The organism is Hymenobacter sp. CRA2, assembly GCF_002007105.1.
In the GTDB taxonomy this organism is placed as follows: domain Bacteria; phylum Bacteroidota; class Bacteroidia; order Cytophagales; family Hymenobacteraceae; genus Solirubrum.
On sequence record NZ_MVBC01000020.1, the window covers coordinates 41,576 to 58,753 of the forward strand.

The following is a 17,178-nucleotide window of genomic DNA, read 5'->3' on the forward strand; positions in this document are numbered from 1 at the left end:
CCCGGGCCCCACTGCCTAACAAGCCAGGCGGCGAGGAACCACACCAGCTAGGTTCCTCGCCGCCTGGTGCAGCTGCCTTCCTCCTTTTCAGAAATACTATTTACCGCCTGGTCGCCGCAAACCGGGGCGCGGCCTGCTGCGCACTACTCCCAACGGCGGCCTTTTTCTCCACCAACCCAATCCCAACCCTATGAAGCAAGCTTTCCTCCGTTATTGTGGCCTGAGCGCGCTGCTGGCCGGCTCCTTATCGGCCGCGGCCCAACAGCGCTCGGACACCCGCTACGAACTCGGCAGCACCCAGGACCTGGTGCGGCAGCTGGAAACCGAAGTGACAGCTAAAAGCGCCCGGCAGGCGCGCCCCGTGGTGACGCTGCGCGTATCGCCGAGCCTGGCTTACAGCGGTGTGGTTAATTACCGGGAAGACCTTGCCCGCGACGGCGAGTACGTGGTGGGCGCCATTCAGGGCGTGCCCGGGGCCTCTTTTCAGCTGCGCGTAACGGGCCAGCAGGTAGAAGGCCATATCGTGCTGCGCACCAGCCGAAAGGCCTACCGCTACTCCGCCGATGCCCGCGGCCGAGCCTTTGTGGAGCCCGTGGACATCGACAAAGTGGTGTGCGTGGACTACGGCAAGCCCCGCGGCTACCTGGAAAAGGCGCCGGCTGCCCCGGCGGGTACGGCCAACCGCATCAGTGTCGTTTCCCTGCAAAGCCTGCCCGGCGCCCGCGGCTGCGTGATGCTGGACGTGGACGGCTACAGCCTGCCGGCCGGCACGGGCTGGAACAACGGCAATGCCTACAACGCGCCCTCGGCCAATATGACCGATGCCAACGTGCAAGCGATGTGGGAGCTGGTGAGCGAGGATTTTCGCCCGTTCAGCATCAACGTGACTACGGACGAGGCGGTGTTCAACTCCTACCCGAAGAACATGCGCATGCGCTGCGTTATTTCGCCCGGCAGCGGCAGCACCATTGCGCCGGGCGCGGGCGGCGTGGCCTTCCTAACTTCGTTTAAAACCAATGACGACACGCCCTGCTGGGTGTTTATGGCCGACCCCAAGAGCGGCGGCGAAGCCGCCTCGCACGAGGTGGGGCACACCCTGGGCCTGAGCCACGACGGCCGCCTGAGCCCGAAAGAAGAGTATTACACCGCGCAGGACAACGCCGGCGCCTGGGCACCCATCATGGGCGCGGGCTACTACAAGCCCGTGACGCACTGGAGCCGGGGCGAATACAACTCCGCTAGCCAGACCCAGGACGACCTGGCCATCATGGCCAGCGCCACCTACAACGTGGGCTACCGCGCCGATGACCACGGCAACAGCATAGCTACGGCTACGGCTCTGGCGCGCAACGGCAACGGCCTGAGCAGCAATGGCCTTATTACCACTACCGGCGACCAGGACTATTTCTCCTTCAGCACCGCCGGGGGCACGGCCAGCTTCAGCGTGAATACGGTGAGCCGCTACGGCAACCTCGACATCGTGGCGCGGCTGTTCAACAGCGCCGGCAGCCTGCTGGGTACTTACGATACCGGCGGGGGCGGTAACCTGAACGTGTCGTTTAGCGCCTCGCTGGGCGCAGGCACCTACTATCTGCAAATCGACGGCACGAGCTCCGGCAACCCCGTTACGGATGGCTACTCCGACTACGGCTCCCTGGGCACGTTCAGCATTAGCGGCTCGGCGCCGGCGCCGGCCAGCGGTGGCGTGGCCACTGTGTACAAGGACTGCAACTACTCGGGTACGGCCGTGGGCCTGCCGGTGGGCGACTACACGCTGGGCGCGCTGCAAAGCCGCGGCGTGCTGAACGACGACATTTCCTCGCTCACCATCAACGGCGGCTACCAGGTGGTGCTCTATGAAAACGACAACTTCACCGGCTCCTCGCTCACCCTCACGGCCAGCAACGGCTGCCTGGTAAACAACGTGCTGGGCACCGGCAACTGGAACGACAAGGCCACCTCAATGCGGGTGCAGGTGGCGCCGGCCGCGTTTAGCCTGCTGCTCGAAGCCGAAGCGGCCAGCGTCAACAACGGCATGAGCGCCGAAGCCTGCGCGGAAGGCGGGCAAAACATGGGCTGGGTGGATGCGGGGGACTACCTGGTGTGGAACAACATCACCTTCCCGACCACGGGCAGCTACACCATCGAATACCGCGTGGCCAGCGGGGCCAGCGGCGGGACCATTTCGGCTGACCTCAACGCCGGCTCTATTCAATTCGGCAATACGGCCATTCCTGGCACCGGCGGCTGGCAGAACTGGACGACGGTGTCGAAGACGGTGAACGTCAACGCCGGCACCTACAACTTCGGCATCTACGCCCAGTCCGCCGGCTGGAACATCAACTGGGTGCGCATCTCCAAGGCTGGCGTTGCCCGCGAAGCGTTGGCTGTGCAACCGGCTGCGGAGGTTATTGCGCCCAGCAGCCTGAGCCCGGCAAGCCTGGAGCTGTACCCCAACCCGGTGACGGACCGCCTGCACCTGCGCGCTACCCAACTGCCCGCTGATGCCCGCTACCAGATACTGGACGCCTGGGGCAAGCCCGTGGCCCGCGGGGTCGTGGGGGCCGGTGGCATCGACGTGGCAACGCTGAAGCCAGGCCTGTACTCGCTGGTGCTGACCGCCGGCGAGAAGCTCGTGGCCACCCGACGCTTCCTCAAATAGCAGATTGCCTACCTGAAAAGCCCGGCCGCTTGGTCGGGCTTTTTGCCGCCTAGCCCAAGCCGGGGCCTGGAAGAACCTTCACCACCAACTCTCCGCTTATGAAAACCAACTCTATGCTCACGCGCGCCCTGGCTTTGCTGGCGCTGCTACTGGCCGCCGGGCCTGCCTGGGCGCAGTTTCGCGTCATCGGCTACGTGCCCTCGTGGGCCGGTACGGTGAGCAGCGTGCAGTACAACAAACTGACGCACGTCAACTACGCTTTTCTGCTGCCCACCAACACCGGCGGCCTGCAGCCCATCGAAAACCCCGCGAAGCTGCAAAGCCTCGTCTCGACGGCCCATGCCAACGGGGTGAAAGTGCTGATTTCGGTGGGTGGCTGGAATAATGGCGACGACTCGGCCTTCGAGCAGTTGGCCGCCAACGCCACCTACCGCACCAATTTCGTCAATAACATCGTCAGCTTCTTGAATCAGTACGGCCTCGACGGCGCCGACATCGACTGGGAGTACCCCGACGCGGGCGCTTCGGCCAACAACTACGCGGCCCTGATGCAGCAGCTCTCGACGGCCATGCACACGCGCGGCAAGCTGCTGACGGCCGCCGTGGTGGGCACCGGCGGCGACAGTATCCTCGGCAGCGTGTTTGGCTACGTGGATTTTCTGAATCTGATGGCCTACGACGCCAACAACTTCGACCACTCCACCTACAGCTACGCCACGCAGTCCATCAACTACTGGAAGGGTAGGGGGTTGCCGGCCGCCAAACTTTCGCTGGGCGTGCCCTTCTACGGCCGGCCCAGCTGGGAGTCTTTCGCGCAGCTCATAGCCCGCGGCGCCGACCCATACGCCGACGTGTTCAGCGGCGTGGGCTACAACGGCATCAACACCATCAAGAGCAAAACCAATCTGGCCTTCGACCAAGGCAGCGGCATCATGATCTGGGAGTTGTCGCAGGATGCCACCGGCACTTACTCCCTGCTGACGGCCATCAACCAGGTGGTGGTGCAGCGTAGCGGGGCGGGCACTACGCGCTACCCGATTCCGGGCAAGATCGAGGCAGAGAACTACGCGGCGCAGTCGGGCACGGACAAGGAAACGACTACCGACACGGGCGGCGGGCAGAACGTGGACTGGTACGAAACCGGCGACTGGCTGGACTACGCGGTAAGCGTGGCCACGGCGGGCACGTACACGGCGCAGTTCCGCGTGGCCTCCGCCAATGGCGGAGCCACCCTGCAACTGCGCAACAGCTCAGGCGCGGTGCTCGGAAGTATCAGCGTGAGCAATACCGGCGGCTGGCAGTCGTGGCAGACAATCAGCACCAACGTCACGCTGCCCGCCGGCAACCAAACCCTGCGCCTGTACGCGGCGGCCTCCACAGGCTGCAACGTCAACTGGCTCAACTTCGCCGGCGCAGCTACGTCCGGGACCCTCATTCAGGCCGAGAGCTATTCATCAATGAATGGGGTGCAGCTGGAAACGACAACCGATACGGGCGGCGGGCAAAATGTGGGCTACATCGATGCTGGCGACTGGATGGCTTACAGCTCCATCAACTTCCCCACCTCGGGCGCTTATACCATCGAGTACCGCGTGGCCAGCCCGAGCGGCGGCACCCTCTCTTCGGACCTGAACGCTGGCTCGATTCAGCTAGGCAACACGACAGTGCCGGCAACGGGCGGGTGGCAGACGTGGGCGACGGTAGCGCAGACGGTGAACGTGAATGCGGGCACCTACAACTTCGGTGTCTTCGCGCAAACTGGCGGGTGGAACCTGAACTGGATCCGCATCACCAAAGCCAGTGCCGCCCGCAGCGCCAGCGTCACGGCTAGCAGCGCCGCAGCTGAGTGGGGCAGGATGGAGCTGTACCCAAACCCCGTGCACGAGCAGCTGACCGTGCAGCTCCCGCAGGGGCAGGCCGCGCAGGAGCTGACGGTAACCAACATGCTCGGGACCGTGCTGCAGCGGCAACGAACCGCTGGCAACGTGGCCACGGTGCAGGTGCCCACGGCCGGACTGCCGGCTGGGGTATACCTACTGACGGTTAAGTCGGAAGGTGGTACGCAGACGCAGCGGTTTGTGAAGGAATAACAGCGGCGGTTATCTACAGGGCAGGCTCGGTGTGTACGCACGCCGAGCCTGTTTTTGTGCCCTTACAACTGCTGATGAGGAGGAAGTAGCCGGTAAGGTGACAGCAGTAAAAGCTTGTAGATATAGAAGTTGGCAGGCCAGTGACCCAGCGCTGTAGGACCACGAAAAAATACCGCAAGCAATAATATTTTTCGTTGTTTGTTATCTGCCTCCGTGCCTGAATGACGGAGCACCCGTGGGGCCTGCGCACTGCAATTACGTGACAAACCGTGTGGTGTAAGCGTACACACGTAAGCGTAAAACGGCCATTTTAGCCCATTAAGGCATTTTCGGCGCTTGCTTTTGGCTAACAACACCCCTAGTTTTGGTTACCCTCCGATACCCGGATAGCCGCGGCATCACGCTCGCAGCCGGCTTCTTCCAAGAAAGCCAAAACGAACCGGAGGTTTCCCCGCTCTACTTGCTCCGCGTTGGGGCGTACGGCTTCCCCAAGCCGCTGCCCCGACAACCTACCGGTTCCACGCCCTGGTAGTGGTTGCCTCCCGCCCGGGAGGTCAGCCGGCTCACTGCCCGCTCATTCCCCAACCACAACACCCGTTATGAAATCAACTTTACTCCCTGGCCGGGCCGGGCAGTGGCTGCGCCGTAGTGCGGCCTTGTGCGCCGCCGGCGTGGGCCTGGCATGGCTGCTACCAGCCGCCGTGCACGCCCAATGCAACCAGCTCGTCTGGCAAGACGAATTCAACACCGCCGGTGACCTGAGCAAGTGGCGCGTGTACGAAGGCGACGGCTGCGCCGAGGGCAACTGCAACTTCGGCAACGCCGAGCTGCAGGCCTACCGCGCCGCCAACGCCGTGGTGGCTGGCGGCAACCTCACCATCACCACCCGCTACGAGGCCAGCACCGTGGGCGGGCGCAGCTACAGCTACACGTCGGCCAAGCTGTTCTCGAAAACGGCCGCCGGTGCGCTGCAAACCTTCAAGTACGGCCGCATCGAGGCCTGCATCAAGCTGCCTTCGGGGCAGGGCGTGTGGCCCGCCTTCTGGATGCTGCCTGACCCCGGCAACTGGCCCTCCACCGGTGAAATCGACATCATGGAGGCCAAGCACAAGAACCCCACCTCGGTAGCGGGCACCATTCACTACGACGACAACGGCTGGCACTTTACCGGCCGCGAAACTTCGGGCACGGTGGACCTGAGCGCTGGTTTCCACACCTACGCCGTGGAGTGGAGCCCGAACCAGATCAAGTGGTTTATCGACAACACGCTCTACCACACGGCCTCGCCCAAGACCACCTCGGGGGGCTCCTGGCCCTTCAACGACGGCAACTTCTACCTGATGCTCAACGCGGCGGTAGGCGGCCCAGGCACCGGCTTTACCGGCAACCAGAATCCCAATCCGGCCGACTTCCCCACCACCATGCAGGTGGATTTTGTGCGCGTCTACAAAGGCACGTACAACTACGCCGTGCTCGGCGACGAATCAGTATATCAGAACGATACCAACAAAACCTACCGCCTCGACGCGGTGACGGGGGCCACGTACAACTGGTCGGTGCCGGCGGGCTCCACCATTACGGCCGGACAGGGCACCAACGCCATTCAGGTAAACTGGGGTACCTCGGCCGGCGGCAACGTGACCGTGACGACTGCCGTGAGCGGCTGCCCGACGGGCTCATACGCGCTCGGCGTCACCGTCAGCCCAGCCTTGCAGCTGGATAAGATCTACGAGGATTTTGAGGCTAACCGCTTCGTTACCTACGCCTCCGCTACCGGCACGCTCACGCAGGCCCTGGCCAACCCGGTGAGCAGCGGGCAGAACACCTCTGCCAAAGTGGCCAGGTACGTTCGTAACTCCACGGAGCAATACGATGTGATTTCGCTGCGCAACCTGGGCATCGGCAACGCCAACGACTACGTGGCCGGGCGCCGCAAAATCTACCTCGACGTGTACTCCACGGCGCCAGTGGGCAGCAAAGTTACCCTGCAGCTGGAAAACAGCGCGGTGACAACGGCCACCAACTTCCCGCTGGGTCGGCACAGTGCTTACCGCGCCTACACGACCCGGCAAAATGCCTGGGAAACCCTGGAATTCGACCTGGAGCGCAGCATCGACGCGGGCACCAGCATCTACAGCATCGACAACGTAACGCTGCTGTTTCAGCCCGCCACCAACTCCGGCGCCACGTTCTACTTCGATAACCTGCTGGTGAAGAAAGAGGCCGATAAGCCCATTCTGAGCACCGACGTGCTCATCAACTACGACGGCACGGCCCGCATCACGCAGAACGCGACCAAAACCAACGGCACTTACACGGCAAATTTTGCCAACCCCTCAGCCACGGGCCTTAATACCTCGGCCAAGGTGGCGAAGTACGTGCGCAACGCGGCTGAGCAGTATGACGTGCTGTTTTTTGACGCCGGGCCGGCGGGTACCATCATTGAGGACGCGGCCTTGTTCAAGAACCAGACCTACCAGATTCAGGCCGACGTGTACACAGCCGCGCCGGTGGGTACCGCCGTGCTGCTGAACCTGCAGAACAAAGCCGCCGCGGCGGGTACGTATCCTGCCGGCCGCAACAGCACCTGCGAGGCGCGCACCAGTGCGCAAAATGCCTGGCAGACGCTGACCTTCAACTACGTGACCTCGCCCGACGGGGGCACGGCCAACGTGGCCATCGACGAGCTGGCCTTCCTGTTTGGCAACAACTCCAACACCGGCGACACCTATTACGTCGACAACATCCGCATCGTGAAGCGCGCCGCCGCGCCGACCTACGCGGCCGGCACCGTGTTCGAGAACTACGACGCGACGCGCAACCTGACTTTCCTCAGCGCCAATGGCACCTACGCGGCCGTGGTCAACAACCCGTCGGCTACGGGCCTAAACACCTCGGCCAAGGTGGGGCAATACACCCGCAACGTGGCCGAGCAGTACGATGTGCTGGCTTTCCGCAACCTGCTGACCACCGATGGCAGCGCCTACAAGCGCGGCGACAAGGTGTTTGCCATGGACGTGTACACCAACGCGCCGGCCGGCACCGTCATCAGCTGGCAGCTGGAAAGCAGCGCCGCCTCGCGCCCGCAGAACTACCCCACGGGCCGCCACAGCATTTACCAAGCCGCGGTGAAGCAGAGCAACGCTTGGCAGACGCTCATCTTCACCTTCGCTAGCGCCCCGGACCCCGGCACGCCTGACGCGGACGTGGACAACTCGGTGCTGCTATTCGCGCCCAACTCGCTGACGGGGTACGTATTCTACGTCGATAACCTGCGCAGCCTGACCAAGAATTCGACCGCGCCAAATACGCCGCCCACAGTCAGCCTGACCTCGCCCACCAGCGGCGCGACATTTGCGGCGCCGGCCAGCATCACGGTATCGGCCAACGCTGCCGACGCCAACGGTACTGTAGCGCAGGTACAGTTCTTCAACGGCTCCACCTCCTTGGGCATCGACACGAGCAGCCCCTACAGCATCAACTGGACGGGCGTGGCTGCTGGCACTTACACAATTACGGCCGTGGCCACCGACAACGCTGGGGCCGCTACCACATCCGCCGCCGTAACGGTGACGGTGGGCAGCACGCCCACAGCCACCAACCTGGCCCTGAACAAGCCCACCTTCACTTCCTCCACGGAAAACACTGGCACGCCCGGTTCGGCCGCCGTGGACGGCAACGCCGCCAGCACCCGCTGGAGCAGCGCCTTCGCCGATCCGCAGTGGCTGTACGTGGACCTGGGTGCCAGCTACAACGTAAGCCGCGTGAAGCTGACCTGGGAAGGCGCTTACGGCAGGGACTACCTGGTGCAGGTATCGGCCGATGCCGCCAACTGGACCACCATCAAGACCGTCTCGGGCAATACCGCGCTCATCAACGACCACACCGGCCTGAGCGGCACCGGGCGCTACGTGCGCATGTACGGCACGGCCCGCGGCACCACCTACGGCTACTCCATCTACGAGCTGGAGGTGTATGGCACGGCCGCTACCGGTGGCACTAACCCGGGCGGCAGCGGCGTGTGCAGCGGCACCGTGGCCAATGGCGACTACCGCTACGAAGTATCGACGACCAACGGCACGGTGAACTGGACCTTCATTCCGCAGGCGCCCATTGCGGGCAGCACCATGGCCTTGATTTATGTGAAAGTGGGCAGCGGCGGCTACGGGGGCTACCAAATGACGGCTTCCGGCAGCAACTTCACCTTCTCGCAAGCGCAGCCCGCCGGTACGGCGCTGTCGTTCTACTTCACCTACCGCGTAGGCACTACCACGGCCGAGCGCAACTCCAGCGGCACGCCCCACAGCTACACCGCCGGTGCTACCTGCACGGGCAGCCGCGTGGCGCTCAGTACCCATAGCGCCGCTGCCGAAGCTGCCCTGGCCTACCCGAACCCGGTGAGCGAGCAGCTGACCGTGAGCCTGCCCGCTGGTGCATCCGCGACCATCAGTCTAACCGACGCCCTGGGCCGCGAAGTGTTGAAGCAAACGGCTACCCAAGCGACTTCGATGCTGGACGTGCATCGGCTGCGGCCGGGCATGTACGTGCTGACGGTGCGCAGCAGCGCCGGCGTACACACCCAACGAATCATCAAACAGTAACAAGAAGTGAGTGAATGCGAGGACAACGGGGCGGGGTTTCTCCGCCCCGTTTCTCGCTTTGCGGCTTCGATTGCCTTTACCTGCGTACCGCGTATGAATCTGCTTGCCCCCTCTGCCTTTTGCCAACGCATTGCTTCCCCGGCCACGAAGGCCACGCTGCTAGCGGGCCTGCTGAGCCTGACGACTCTTGCCGCTCCGGCCCAGCAGCTGAGCCGGCTCAGCGCCAAGGCAACGCAGGTAGTGAATGCCCAGGGTAAGCCGGTAGTACTGCGCGGGGTGAACGTGGGCGGGTGGCTGCTGCAGGAAAGCTACATCCTCAAAACCGACACCTTGGGCTGCCAGCGGCGCATTCAGCAGGGTTTGCTGCGCGTGATGCCCGAAAAGGACATGGAGGAGTTTTACCGGCAGTACCGCGCCGGCTTCGTGACCAAGGCCGACATCGACTTCATTGCCCAGCAGGGCTTTAACTGCGTGCGCCTGCCGTTTCACTACGACTTGTTTCTGACCCAGGAACAACGCCGCGCCCGTACCAAAGTCCTGCAAAGCCCTAATAACCCGGCCGCCGTGACGGCCTACGTGCAGGGGCTCAGCCAGTGGTACGACGAAGGCAAGCTCTTCACCGATGCCAAGCAGCTCGATGGCTTCCGCTTCATCGACAACGTGCTTGGCTGGTGCGCGGCCAACAACATGTACGTGGTGCTCGACCTGCACGCCGCGCCCGGCGGCCAGGGCACCGACCCCAATATCAACGACAACTTCCTGCCCCTGGACCTGTGGAAGCGCCGCGACGCCAAGGGCCGCCTGATTTACCAGGACGTGACCGTGCGCCTGTGGGAGCAGCTGGCCCGCCGTTACAAAAACGACGCGCGCGTGGCCATGTACGACCTCATCAACGAGCCGCACAACGCCAACGCGGCCAACGGCATGTCGGCTGACAATGCCGAGCTGAACGTACTCTATAGCCGCCTCATCGATGCCGTGCGCGCTCAAGGCGACTCGCACCTGCTGATGCTGGAGGGCAACGGCTACGGCAACGAGTACACCAACCTCACGCCCGACAAGCTGCGCGTGAAGGACAAGACCAACCTCGTCTACAACGCACACCGCTACTGGTGCCCCAACGACGCGGCGGCTAACGACCCGAACCCCAATCAGATCAACTTGGTGCACAACCTCGCCGCCTTCCGCGACCGGTGGCAGGTGCCGGTGTGGGTAGGGGAGACGGGTGAAAACTCCAACGAGTGGTTTGCGGCCGCTGTGCAGCAGCTCAACGCCCAGCACATCGGCTGGTGCCACTGGAACCTGAAGCGGGTCGACGCCGGCACCAGCTTCTTGCGGGTGAAGCCCTACGGCAGCATCCTGACTGCCGAAGGCCGTGCTGCGCTGCTGCGCAACAGCCAGTTCCGCAACTGCGAAGTGAACAAGGACGTGCTTTTTGCCCTCACCCAACCTACGGCGCAGCGTCCCTTTGCCGCGCATACGTTGCCGGGCACCCTCTTTGCCTCCGATTACGACTACGGCCGTGAGGGCCAGGCCTACCACGATGACTACGCCGCCCGCACCGATTACCGCGAGCTGAAGCCCACCAACCGTGGCGGCGCCTACCGCAACGACGGGGTCGATATCCTGCCCGTGCAGGATGCCGGCTCCAACGGCTACGGCGTAGGCCATACCGCCGCGGGCGAGTGGCTAAGCTACACCGTGACGGTGCCCAAAGCCGGTAGCTACAGCGTGCAGCTGCGCGCTACCAATGCTACCGCCGCCCCGGCCCAACTGCTGCTCAAGCTGAACCAGGCCACGGTGGGCACTTTCAACGTGGCCCCGGCGGCCTCCGAAGCGGCAGGCTGGCAGACGGTTAATGGCGGCACGCTGACCTTGCCTGCCGGCACGCACACCCTGCAGCTCTTCGTGGCGCAGCCGGGCGCTGTGGTCAGCTGGCTACGCTTCGGCGACGCTGCCTCGGCTCCGCAAGGCGGTCAGTAAAAGCTTGTTGTTTCTTGCACCGGACAGCCGCCCCCGCGGCTGTTGTCGGTTCTTCCGTTTGCCCGCGGTGCGGGCCGGCCTGCACCACGCGGCCGGAAAGCGGCACAATGCGGGTAGTTTCTATAACTTGTAAGCTACCATGCGCCCCACCTTACCCATTCCCACCCGTTCCACTCGTTCCGCCGTGGCTGGCCCGCGGCATTGGTGGCAGCTGTTGCTGCTTTGTTTCTTACTCATTGCCCAGGCGGCCGGCGCGGCAGCCAGCCCCGGCCCAGAAGAGCGGCTGCACGTGCGCACCGGCGACGAAGAGCTGTTTATCGAGCCGCGCAACTACAGTGTGCTGGAGGACCCCACCGGCAAGCTCACCCTGCAGGACGTGCAGCAGCCGCAGCACGCGGCCCATTTTGTAGCCGGCTCCAGCATTTCCACCAACATGCAGCACCCCGGCGTGGCCTACTGGCTGCGCCTGACGGTGCAGGCCCACGGCCCGCAGCCGCAGCACTGGTACCTGGAGCTCTACGATTCGCACCTGAGCGACGTAGTGTTCTTCCCCCAGGCGGAAGTACCTAACAATCTGGTGCACACCGGCGCCGATAAGGCATTTTCCTCGCGTCCTTACGCATACAAAAACTTTCTGCTGCGCCTGCCCCTGCGTGGCGACGAGGTGCAGACGTATTACCTGCGCCTGCAGGCCAACTCCAAGACCAGCTTTCTGGCGCGCCTGCGCACCGAGCAGGGCATCGTGGAGTGTTTTCAGCAGGAATACGGCCTGCTGGGCGCTTTTTATGGCGTTTTGCTCATCATGGTGGTGTACAACCTGTGCTTGTACTTCTTCACTCATGAGCAGACCTACGTGCGCTACGTGCTCTACGTGCTGAGTTGCAGCTTGGTATTCCTGTCCGAAGACGGCCTGGGTTTTCAGTATCTGTGGCCCAACCATCCGTGGTTTAATCAGCTGGTTATCACCAGCTCGGCGCCGCTGCTGCTGCTCACGTTCAGCTACTACGCCCGCCACTTCCTCGACGCTCCGCAGCGCCTGCCCAAGTATGACCCCTGGATGCGCAACGTGGTGCTGTTCAGTGCCGCGGCCCTGCTGCTGGATGCCTTCTGGTGGCAGTCCGACCTGAGCTTCTGGTTCTACCTGCTGCCCTATGGCATGCTGTTCTACGCGGCCCTGCGGGTGTGGCAGCGTGGCTTCCGTCCGGCACGTTTCTTTGTTTTGTCGCACACTTTGGTAGTGGTGAGTGTGGGCTTCCTTATCCTGCGCAAGCTGGGCATCGACACCTTTACCAACACCTTCACGGTGTACAGCATGAACGTCGCCTTCGTGACGGAAGTGGTGGTGCTGTCCTACGCGCTGGGCGAGAAAATCAAAGGCATTCAGGACGCTACGCTTAAGGCACAACAGCGCCTGGTAAAGCAGCTGCGCAAAAAGCACGAGGTGCAGGAGCAACTGGTGGAGCAGCTGCGTCAGAACGAGGACCTGAAAGACCAGCTGAACTCCGAACTGGAAAACCTGGTGGCCCAGCGCACGGAAGAACTGCGCCAGCAGGGCGAAACCATTGCCGCCCAGAACCGCGAGCTGCTCCAGGCCAACGGCTTGCTGGCGCTGCAGTCGGCGGCCATCGAAAAGCTCAACGGCGACCTGCAGCGCGACTTGCAGAAGGCCCAGGCGGCCCGGGTGCTGTCGCAGGAAGTGGACTTCGGCGAGTTCAGCCAGATCTACCCCGACAAAGATGCTTGCCTGCGCTATCTGGCCGACCTGAAGTGGACGGACGGCTACCATTGCCGCAAGTGCGGGCACGACAACTACTGCGAGGGCCGGGAGCCACACTCGCGGCGCTGCACGCGCTGCCGTTACGTGGAATCGGCTACGGCCTACACCTTGCTGCAGAAGTGCAAGTTCTCCATCGTGAAGGCCTTCTACGCCGTGTTCCTGCTGCATACCCACAAGGGCAATTACTCGGCGCAGGAACTCTCGCGGGTGCTGGATTTGCGCCGCGCTACCTGCTGGAGCTTCAGCCAGAAGGTGGTAGACGCCATGCGTCGGCAGGTAGCCGAGGGCAGTGACGAGGACAGCTGGACCCACTTGCTGCTTGACGACACGGGCGCCGAAACGGAAGACGCAGGCGACGAAGAAACGGCCGTGGTGGCTGGCTTGGAGCGCAAAGTAGAGGCTTGGGCGAGCAAGGGAAAAAATACCGAAAAAAAAGTGGGCTAAACGGTTATTTTTTTCGTGTTTTTTACCCGTAAGCTACTTGATAGGTTAATCCCGCAAACGATTGCAGCAGGCCCTATATGGCCTCGCTGAGTGGGTGATGTAAGCGTACAGCTGTACGTGCGATGTAAGCGAAAATCGTTGTTTAAAGGCTTTCAAGGCATTTTCAGGCCTTGATTTTCCGAAAACCACACCGATATATTTGGCCATCGATTCCGCCCTGATGAATTACTCACTCACCGGCCGTTGCTCCGCCTCCCCGGGCAAAGCCGCCGCGGCTCAGGTCGCACCGCTGGTATTACCGCCGCGCCGGCAGTATTACCGCTTCCTTTAATGAGGCCTGCTGCCGGGCCCGCATTATCTCAGCGCATTCGGACTGCCACCAGTTCCTGCCGTGACGGGCAGGCGCGCGGCTGCCTTATTGCCCCGCCAAAGCCTGCGGGCCAACGGTACTCTCAACCATAACACAACATCCATTCCCACACACATGAGCTACACTTTTTACGCAAGTTCCGTCCTGCGGCGGGCAGTGCCCCTGGCAGCCTGCGGGCTGCTGACGCTGGCTCTGCCCGGGCAGGCTACCCCGCACAGCCCCAGCGCCACCGCCCGGCTCGCAACCGCCGACGTGCCCGTATCGGGTAAGGTGACGCAGAAGGACGGCTCGCCGCTGCCCGGCGTGACAGTTATCGTGAAGGGCACGACCCTGGGCACCAGCACCAACGCCGAGGGCGTCTTCTCGCTGGACGTGCCCGACGGCAGCACCCTGGTGGTCAGCTCGGTGGGCTACCTAAAGAAGGAAGTAGTCGTATCTGGCGCCACTTCGGGCATTACGGTGCAGCTGCAGGAGGATCAGCAGGCCCTGAGCGAGGTGGTGGTAGTGGGCTACGGTACGCAGGAGCGCGGCAGCGTGACGGGCGCCATTTCCTCCGTCTCGTCGGAGCAGGTGAAGGCCCAGCCGGTGGCCGATGCCAGCCAGGCGCTGCAGGGCCGCGTGGCCGGCGTGACGGTGACAGCCAACGGCGGTGACCCCGGCGGGGCCGCTGGTACCTCGGTGCGCATCCGCGGCCTTACCTCGGCCGGCAACAACGCCCCGCTGTACGTGGTGGACGGCTTCCCGCTGCCCTCCGGCGATGAAGGCCAGCTGAACACCATCAGCCCCAACGACATCGAGAGCATCGACGTGCTGAAGGATGCCTCGGCTACCTCCATCTACGGGGTGCGCGCCGCCAACGGGGTGGTTATCATCACCACCAAGCGCGGCAAGGCCGGCAAGGCCAGCATCAACTTCGACGCTTACCGCGGCGTGCAGCAGGTGTGGCGCAAGCTGGACTTCCTCAACGCGCAGGAGTACGCCACCATCAACAACGAAAACCGCCTGGCCGGCAACTCGCCCATCGTATTCCCCGATCCGGCTTCGCTGGGCACGGGCACCGACTGGCAGGATCTGATTTTCCGCCGCGCCAAGATTCAGAACTACTCCCTCTCGGCCACCGGCGGCAGCGAAAAAGCCCGCTACGCCGTGTCGGGCACGTACTTCCAGCAGGACGGCACCATCATCGGCTCGCACTTTGAGCGCTTCACCATCCGCGCCAACGGCGACGTGCAGGTGGGCAAGATGCTGAAGCTGGGCAACAACATTGCCCTGTCGCACCAGAACGACCGCCGCGTGGACGCCGGCGGCTCGGAGTTTGGCGTCATCAGCTTTGCCTCGCAGATTCCGGCTACCATTCAGCCCTACAACGCTTCGGGCGGCTGGTACGAGCCTACGGCGGCCGACAACTTCGTGGAGGAAAACCCGCTGGCCGTGGCCCTGCGCACCAACTCGCGCTTCAACCGCAACCGCGCTACCTCCACGTTCTTTGCCGAGCTGGAGCCCATCAAAGGCCTGCGCGCCCGCACCAACGTGGGCATCGACTACATCTTCGACGAGTCGAACTCCTTCGCGCCCAAGATTGCCGGCTCGCAGCGCTACAACGTGGCCGGGGCTACCGCCACGCTCACGCACAACAGCAGCTACCTGATTGAGAACACGCTGACCTACGACCACCTGTTCGGGGGCAAGCACCAGGTAACAATTCTGGCGGGCCAGTCGGCGCAGCAGTTCAACAACAACTACGTCACGGCCTCGCGCAGCAACTACACCCGCAACGACCTGCAGAACGTGGATAGCGGCCCGCGCGACACGTTCTTGTACGGCGGCGGGGCCCAGGCGCCGGATTCGCGCCTGGCCAGCTTCTTCGGCCGCGTGAACTACGAATTTGCCGGGCGCTACCTGTTTCAGGCCATCGTGCGCCGCGACGGTAGCTCGGCCTTCGCACCGGGCAACAAGTTTGCTACCTTCCCCGGCATTTCGGCCGGCTGGCGCATCTCGGAGGAGAACTTCCTGAAAGACCAGAGCCTGGTGAGCAACCTGAAGCTGCGCGGCGGCTGGGGCAAGGTAGGCAACGCCCTGAACGCGGGCGCCTTCCAGTACCTCTACGTCATCAACTCGGGCATCGAGTATCCCTTGGGGCCCGACGGCACGGTGAACACCGGCGCCGCCCCGACGCGCCTGCGCAACGACAACCTGATCTGGGAAAACAACATCCAGACCAACATAGGCTTGGACGTGGCCCTGCTCAACAACCGCGTGGAAGCCACCTTCGACGTGTACAAGCGCAAGTCGCCGAACCTGATTGCGCCGTTCACGCCCTCGCTGGTATCGGGCACCTACGAATCGGTGGCTACCAACGCCGCTTCGGCCACCAACAAGGGCTTCGACATCTCGCTGACCACGCACAACCTGCAGGGCGCGGGCAACGGCCTGGTGTGGACCACCACGTTTAACTTCTCGCACTACAAGTCCAACTTGGAGTCGCTGGGCCTGGGCCAGCCGTACGCCGGCTACGGCATCCGCAACGGCCTGAACGTGATTCGCTACGACGTGGGCCAGCCCTTCGGCTCGTTCTACGGCTACAACGTGGTGGGCGTGTTCCAGACGCCGGAGGAGGTGCGCTCGGCGCCCACGCAGGTAACGGGCAGCTCCGACGCCACCCGCACCGCGCCCGGCGACCTGCGCTTCCAGGACACCAACGGCGACGGTACCATCAACGCCGACGACCGTGTGTTCATCGGCTCGCCGGTGCCGGACTTCACCTACGGCGTGACCAACACCCTGAGCTGGAAGGGCTTCGATCTAAACTTCTTCATCCAAGGCTCGCAGGGCAACGACGTTTATAACCTGAACCGCTTCTACACCGAAGGCGCCCTGACTGGTAACGGCAGCGGCATCTCGCGGGTGCTGAACCGCTGGACCGGCCCCGGCACCAGCAACGACGTGCCCCGCGCCATTGCCGGCGACCCGAACCAGAACTTCTCGCGCGTGTCGAGCTACTACGTGGAAGACGGCTCCTACGCCCGCCTGAAGCTGCTGACCTTGGGCTACACCCTGCCCAAATCCGTGATGCAGCACATTTCGGCCTCGCAGATCCGCGTGTACGTGTCGGCCCAGAACCTGGTGACGCTGACCAAGTACTCCGGCTACGACCCGGAAGTGGGCGCCAGCGGCATCGACCGCGGCATCTACCCGCAGCCGCGCGTGTTCCTGGGCGGTCTGAATATTGGATTCTAAGCTACCATCAGAAC

At 63.4% G+C, this 17,178-nt stretch carries 6 protein-coding genes; all 6 read left to right on the top strand.

What is annotated here, in order from left to right:
• The first annotated feature begins 190 nt into the window (after positions 1–190).
• Positions 191–2,662 carry a carbohydrate-binding protein gene (locus B0919_RS22550; protein ID WP_078014567.1) on the top strand — a complete coding sequence of 824 codons (2,472 nt, stop codon included), beginning with the start codon at positions 191–193 and terminating at the stop codon, positions 2,660–2,662.
• A gap of 98 nt (positions 2,663–2,760) precedes the next feature.
• Complete coding sequence (locus tag B0919_RS25535; protein WP_078014568.1) at positions 2,761–4,752, top strand: carbohydrate-binding protein; 1,992 nt, start codon at positions 2,761–2,763, stop codon at positions 4,750–4,752.
• A 599-nt stretch (positions 4,753–5,351) separates the two neighbouring features.
• Entirely contained in the window at positions 5,352–9,353 is a 4,002-nt protein-coding gene (locus tag B0919_RS22560; protein WP_078014569.1) for a family 16 glycosylhydrolase, read from the top strand.
• A gap of 93 nt (positions 9,354–9,446) precedes the next feature.
• The gene (locus tag B0919_RS22565) at positions 9,447–11,336 is read left to right on the top strand and encodes a cellulase family glycosylhydrolase (RefSeq protein WP_139362332.1); all 1,890 of its coding nucleotides are present in this window, start codon (positions 9,447–9,449) and stop codon (positions 11,334–11,336) included.
• Between the two features lie 139 nt (positions 11,337–11,475).
• Positions 11,476–13,557, top strand: a complete 2,082-nt coding sequence (locus tag B0919_RS22570; RefSeq protein WP_078014570.1) for a 7TM diverse intracellular signaling domain-containing protein — start codon at positions 11,476–11,478, stop codon at positions 13,555–13,557.
• 484 nt (positions 13,558–14,041) lie between these two features.
• The gene (locus B0919_RS22575) at positions 14,042–17,164 is read left to right on the top strand and encodes a SusC/RagA family TonB-linked outer membrane protein (RefSeq protein ID WP_078014571.1); all 3,123 of its coding nucleotides are present in this window, start codon (positions 14,042–14,044) and stop codon (positions 17,162–17,164) included.
• The last annotated feature ends 14 nt before the right edge of the window (positions 17,165–17,178 follow it).